Source organism: Collinsella aerofaciens (assembly GCF_015555045.1).
Classification (GTDB): domain Bacteria; phylum Actinomycetota; class Coriobacteriia; order Coriobacteriales; family Coriobacteriaceae; genus Collinsella; species Collinsella aerofaciens_W.
This window is the reverse complement of sequence record NZ_JADNJQ010000001.1, coordinates 246008-252007: the sequence shown is the minus strand read 5'-3', so window position 1 is coordinate 252007 and position 6000 is coordinate 246008. Positions and strand designations below refer to the sequence as shown.

5 protein-coding genes are annotated in these 6000 nt (G+C 58.9%); 2 read left to right on the top strand and 3 right to left on the bottom strand.

From position 1 onward, the window contains the following. Positions 1 to 223: 223 nt before the first annotated feature. On the bottom strand, positions 224 to 1135 hold the full coding sequence (locus I2E45_RS01315) for a hypothetical protein (protein ID WP_195443849.1): 912 nt from the start codon (positions 1133 to 1135) through the stop codon (positions 224 to 226). A 152-nt stretch (positions 1136 to 1287) separates the two neighbouring features. Then, on the bottom strand, positions 1288 to 2703 hold the full coding sequence (locus tag I2E45_RS01310; protein WP_195443846.1) for an MFS transporter: 1416 nt from the start codon (positions 2701 to 2703) through the stop codon (positions 1288 to 1290). A gap of 205 nt (positions 2704 to 2908) precedes the next feature. On the opposite strand from I2E45_RS01310, the gene I2E45_RS01305 reads away from it, so the two are divergent. Together I2E45_RS01305 and I2E45_RS01300 are read left to right on the top strand one after the other, a co-directional pair. Further along, positions 2909 to 3319: a peptide deformylase gene (locus I2E45_RS01305; protein ID WP_195443843.1), complete on the top strand. Its 411-nt coding sequence runs from the start codon at positions 2909 to 2911 to the stop codon at positions 3317 to 3319. A gap of 36 nt (positions 3320 to 3355) precedes the next feature. Beyond that, positions 3356 to 4279, top strand: a complete 924-nt coding sequence (locus tag I2E45_RS01300; protein ID WP_195443841.1) for a LysR family transcriptional regulator — start codon at positions 3356 to 3358, stop codon at positions 4277 to 4279. 123 nt (positions 4280 to 4402) lie between these two features. On the opposite strand, the gene I2E45_RS01295 is transcribed toward I2E45_RS01300, so the two are convergent. Then, a complete protein-coding gene (locus I2E45_RS01295) occupies positions 4403 to 5845 on the bottom strand; it encodes a PTS transporter subunit EIIC (protein ID WP_195443839.1) in 1443 nt (480 codons plus the stop codon). Between the last annotated feature and the right edge of the window lie 155 nt (positions 5846 to 6000).

Genomic DNA, 6000 nt, shown 5'->3' with positions numbered 1-6000 from the left:
CGGCAGGCCCCGCCGACCGATTGCAAGCGGTCGGCGGGGCCATTGTGGCTCTTGACAGCGGATTGGGTCATATGAGCGAAAGCCCGCCAGAGCGAGCAAGGTGCCTTGAAGCGAGGCGGCATTGACCTTCTGGTCATGCCATCGAAGCTGAAAGGCAGATTGCCGCTCTGGCGGGTTTGCAGCGTCAACTAGTTACGCGGTTTGGTAAAACCGCGTAACCCAACTAGAAGCGGTTGCCGCGGAAGCCGCCGCCGTTGCGGCCGCCACGGTCGCCGCCGCGACCGCCGCGGTCGTTACCACGGTTGCCGCCAAAGCCGCCACGGTTGCCACCGCGATCGCCATAGCCACCACGGTTGCCGCCAAAGCCGCCGCGACCGCCACGGTCGCCGCCACGGTCACCAAAGCCGCCACGGCCGCCGCGATCGCCACCGCGACCGCCGCGGTCGCCACCACGGCCACCACGATCGCCAAAGCCGCCGCGGCCGCCACGGTCGCCGCCACGGCCACCACGGTCGTCACGGCCGCCGCGAGGACCGCGATCCTCGTCCAGGCCCATGGCGACGAGCGGAGCGATAACCTTATCGAGAGCGGCCATCAGCTCGGTGGCCTCCTCGTAAGAAAGCTCGGGCAGGAGCTTCTCCTTCTTGTTGGCAAGCTCGACCAGGCCCTCAGCGGCATCCTCGGCAGCGAAGACGACGATCTTGCGCATATCGCCCTCGGCGTCGTCGATGCGGCCGACCAGATCGGCAGCCTCGGCCTCGGCCATCAGGCCATCGAGCTCACGGAGGCGCATGCCCAGCAGGTCGGACATTTCCTTCTGCTCCATCTTGGGCTTGAGGTCAAGAAGCTTGATGGCGCGCTCGATGTTCGCCATGCGCTCGGCCTTGGCCTCCTCCTCCTTAGAAATAGCAAAGCGACGGCTACGCAGCAGGCGGGCGGCCTTCTGCATCTTGTCCATCAGCTCTTCGTCATCGTAATCAACGGCGGCCTCGACAACCTCGGCCTCCTCCTCGGCGGAAACCTCGTCAGCAGCCTCAACCTCGGAAGCTTCGGTCTCCACGGTCTCGACTGCCTCAACCTCGGCAGCCATGGTCTCGTTCTCGGTCTCGTTCATGATCTCTTCGTTCTCGGACATGAGACTCCTTCTTGGCCCTCTCGGGCATCATCGCCCCATTCGCGGGGCCCGTCGCGCACTCTTTGCGCTTTAAACATTCATGCCTCTCGGCAAAACGTCCATTAGTTTATGGTGTCGCCATCCAATCTAGCTGCAGAATCTATGTGCACACATTAATGCGACATGTGTGACTCGCGACGAGCGTACACCAGCGATGTCACGAACCCGACCACGGCAATTACAGCCGCCACGCGCACGGCAGCTGCAAATCCAATCGCTTGGGTAACGTCGGTCGCAATGCCAGCGGCGCCGGCAGTCGCCGCAGAACTCGAGAGCAGGCCGATAAACAGCGACGGGCCAAACGATGCGGCAATCATGTTCCACGTGTTGAGCAATGCCGTTCCGTGAGGATGTTCAGCGGCAGGCAGCGTCTCCAAGCCGGCCGTCTGCGAGGGGCTCAGCACCAAACCGACTCCGGCATACACTACAACGGTCAGTGCCACGACAACGCCGATGTTCATGCTTGCCGCCGTCATCGAGATTGCAGTCTGCCCCACGGCAATCAGGGCAAAGCCGACCGGCAGCAGCGGCCATGCGCCACGGGCGTCCATCACGCGTCCGCCCACAATCGAGGTCACGGCGTTGCAGGCAATTGCCGGCAAAATGAGCAGGCCCGCAACAAGTGCGGTCATGCCGTATGTGCCCTCAAAATAGAGCGGCAACAAAACACTCATCGAGAACGTTGTCATCATCGACACCACCACAAGCAGGCACGCAGGCCAAAAACGAACGCTCGCCATGGGACGCACGTTAAGCACCGGATGCTCGAGTTTGAGCTGACGGGCCGCAAACAGGCCGAGCAGCACAATGGCGGCGAAAAGCGCCACAATGCCGGCAATCAGATTGGTCGAGAACTCGCCTACGGAATATACAAATGCCGTAATGCCGGCGGCGAGCAAAACAACCGACAGAATATCAAGCGTGGTGTTCGAGCGCTCTCCGACATTCTGAACAAGCTTAACGCCCGCCGCAGCGACCACAATGCCGCCCACCAGCGGCACTACGAACACCGCCCTCCAGCCAAATAACGTGCACATAAGGCCGCTGATCACGGGTCCAAACGCCGGCCCCAGCGTAATGCAGGCACCGCCCAGGCTCAGATACAGACCGAGTTTCTCGCGCGGCGCGCAAGACAGCACCACGTTCATCATGAGCGGGAACAAGATGCCCGATCCCGCAGCCTGCAAAATACGACTTGGCAGCAAAACGCTAAACGACGGAGCGACCAGGCACAGGACTTCACCGGCGACCATGCATCCGCATGCGAAAAACAACAGCTTGCGCGTCGAGAAACGGCCTGACAGGAAGGCCATGATGGCCGTAAAGATCGACGTCACAATCATGTAGCCCGAGACGAGCCACTGCGCCGTGGTGGCACTCACCGAAAAGGCTGCCATAATATCGTGCAACGCCACGTTAATGATGTTCTCGTTAAACGCGGCAACAAAGGCTGCAATATACATTACGACGAGAATCGCCGCAGTGGCCGATGGCGTTGCTTGAACTTGTTGCTGAGATTTGCTCCCCATGCATTTCCTTCCTCTTGGAACGACAGTCGCATCGCCCCAGAGGAACAGTCCAGGGCGAAAAATGAGCCCTAGACTTACGCCAGACGCCGTACACGACGAATCTGGCAACATGGTCCAACGTTGATAGATTGTAACGCGGACGCGCAGCTTTCCTTCCGCGCTATTATTAAAAGTCCACGAAAGCATAAGACATGAGGAGCCCGCCATGATTAAGCCCATCATGAAATCCGAGTTCTTTTTGCGCCTGCCTTCCGAAGACGCGGGACCCGACGATGCCGTGACCGGGCAGGATCTCCTAGATACACTCCACGAGCATGAGCACGAGTGCGTGGGGCTCGCCGCCAACATGATCGGTGTGCGCAAGCGCATCATCTGCGTAAAGGACGGCAACAGGACACTCCTGATGTACAACCCTCAAATTCTTGAGCAGGTCAATGCCTATCAGACGAGCGAAGGATGCCTCTCGCTGATCGGCGAGCGCCCCTGTACCCGCTATCGCCGCATTAAGGTTGAGTATTTGGACGAGAACTTCGTCCACCGCATCAAAAACTTCTCGGGCTACACCGCCGAGATCATCCAACACGAAATCGACCACTGCAATGGCGTCGTGGTTTAGGCCACCTGCCAAAATGAGGGTACCGGAGGCCTCCCTATGGATATCAGCCGCTTTGGCGAATTCGCCATCTTAGCGCAGTCACGCACGTTTCTTGATGCGGCGGAACTGCTTTTCATGTCGCAATCAACCCTCTCCAAGCACATCATGGCAATGGAGCACGAACTCGGCTGCAAGCTCATCGATCGAAGCCAGCGCCACGTAACACTCACCGCGCAAGGTGAAGCGCTCCTCCCCTATGCGCAAAAAATTGCGACGCTTCAGCACCGCTATCTTGCCGCCATTCAAATAGGCGCAGGTGAGCCGCTCGAGCACCTCACCGTAGGTTCTATCCCCATTATGGCCCCTTATGGGATCACGGACGCCGTCATCGATTTTCAGCAGGCGAACCCCTCATATTCCGTTGAGCTCATCGAGGGCGAGGGCGACACACTCAGGCGCATGCTCCTGCACGGGGACATTGACCTGGCCTTCATCCGTGACGGCGGCGCCATCGAGCCGGAGTTCAAAAAGATTCCCTTTACGACCGACCGGCTCGTGGCCGTCCTTCCACTCGACCATCCGCTCGCCGAACGTGACACCGTCGAGATAGACGACCTTATCGACGAGAATTTCCTCATGCTTCCCCAAGGCTCGTTCGTAAGCGAGCTCGTCCTTTCCCTTTGTCGCGAAGCTGGATTTGGCCCACGTGTTACGTTTACCGGCAAACGAGCCGAGAACATCATCTCCCTTGTCGCGCGCGGCGCCGGCGTCTCATTCCTCATGCGCAAGCCGGCGGAATCGCTCGCCAGCGGAAAGGTAGCCCTGGTGCCGCTCGAGCCCGCGACGACCTCCGAGGTCAGGCTCTACCTCAAGCGAAACGCTGCGCACTCGCAGGCGGTCGTCTCGTTCATCGGCTTCCTCCCCTACCGTCAGCTCCTGCAGGGCGACCGTACGTCTTCCACCGCGGCACGACCGTCATAATCCCCGCTGCTCCACAACCGCAGACTTGTGTCCGCAAACACGCTGACAACGGCACAAAACACAAATATGCCTCGGGCGGCACGTCGCCGTCCGAGGCATATTTAGTTAAAGTGCGCAGACAGACTAGTCCACCGAGATGTTGAGCGCCTTACCGCCCTCGTCCTTCCTGGTACCGATCACCATAGCGGCGACAAGAGCCAGAACGAAAGCGACCACACCGGAGATGACAAGGCCGATAAAGCCCATGTCGATGCCGGCAGGGTTAATAAAGCTCGGAAAACCGAGCGGGCCGGAGGCACCGAAGGCATAGAGTTTGGCACCCATGAGGCCGGCGATGGCGCCGCCTACACCAGCGGAAATAAAGGTTGCCCACATAAGGCGCTTACGCGGCAGCAAGATGGCGTAAAGCGCAGGCTCGTTGACACCGAAAATCGAAGAGACAAGGGCGGGAATGTTGACGGCAGCATTTTCCTCGGAATCCTTGGTTCGGATGATCATGCCAAGCACAGCACCGGCGATGGCACAACCGCCTGCATACACGAGCGGATTAATGAGGTCATAGCCGTAGGTTGCGACATCGAGGAACCACAGCGGGATGATACCCCAGTGCAGGCCGAACATGACGAGCAGGCTCCAGAACGTGCCGATGACGAAGCCGGCGATGGCGGGCTGGAAGTTGATGAGCATCAAGATGATCTGGGCAACGATGTTGGAGAGGACCGTCATGACCGGACCGACCACAAGCAGGCCAAGGATGCCGCAAATGAGGAGCGTCAGGATGTTGGAGAAGAACGAGCTCACAAGCGCGGGCAGCGCGTTAGAAAGGGCCTTGTGCACCTTGGAGGCAATCCAGACGATAAAGATCGCAGGCAGAATCGTCGATGAGTAATTCTGCATGATCAGCGGGATGCCAAAAATATCACCGTAGACATTGGACTCGAAGACCGTGCCGGCGCCGAGCGTGTAGAGCGGATCTCCGCCCATAAGGGCAACGAGCGTCGGGTAGACGAGGATACCACCGAGCGCCATTCCCATAACGGGCTTAAGTCCGAACTTCTTGGCCGACGTCCAGCCAATGATTAGCGGAAAGTAATAGAAGACCGAATCTCCGATTGCCGAGAGCGTCACATACGTATTGCTGTCCTTGGCAAGCCAACCGGCAACCGTGCAGAGCGCGAGCATCGACTTGATAAAGCCACCGGCCATAAGCACGCCAAGAACCGGTTGCAGAATCTCGGAGATGATGGCCAGCAGACGCGAGAATGGATCGCCCTTTTTGACGTCGTCGCCTTCATCGATATCGAGTGCGGGTTTGGAGTCGAACCCGCCAATCTGAACAAGGTCGTTGTAGACGGCCTCGACAGTGGCACCAATCACGACCTGATACTGTCCGCCGGCCTGGATGACGTCAACGACGCCCTTCGTCGCCTTAAGCTCATTAGTCTGGGCGAGCGATTCATCCTTGAGGTGGAAGCGGAGACGCGTAATGCAGTGGCTCACGTCTAACACATTGTCTCGACCACCGACCTTTGTGATGATTTCATCGCAAAGCTTCTGGTATTTCATGGAATTCTCCTTTTTCTGAGCGGGGTATAGCATCGATTTCATGCCTCCGTAGTCGACGTGGGAGGGCAAGGAACCCGCTTCCCCCTTTGAAATCCGCGGACGCACGTACGCCCGGGATGGGAAACGGCAGAGAAGATGGAAGATGCCGATCACAT

Excerpts from the sequence above, each read along its gene's own strand:
- I2E45_RS01305 (WP_195443843.1), top strand. The coding sequence starts at position 2,909 with ATGATTAAGCCCATCATGAAATCCGAGTTCTTTTTGCGCCTGCCTTCC.
- I2E45_RS01310 (WP_195443846.1), bottom strand. The coding sequence starts at position 2,703 with ATGGGGAGCAAATCTCAGCAACAAGTTCAAGCAACGCCATCGGCCACT.
- I2E45_RS01300 (WP_195443841.1), top strand. The coding sequence starts at position 3,356 with ATGGATATCAGCCGCTTTGGCGAATTCGCCATCTTAGCGCAGTCACGC.
- I2E45_RS01295 (WP_195443839.1), bottom strand. The coding sequence starts at position 5,845 with ATGAAATACCAGAAGCTTTGCGATGAAATCATCACAAAGGTCGGTGGT.
- I2E45_RS01315 (WP_195443849.1), bottom strand. The coding sequence starts at position 1,135 with ATGTCCGAGAACGAAGAGATCATGAACGAGACCGAGAACGAGACCATG.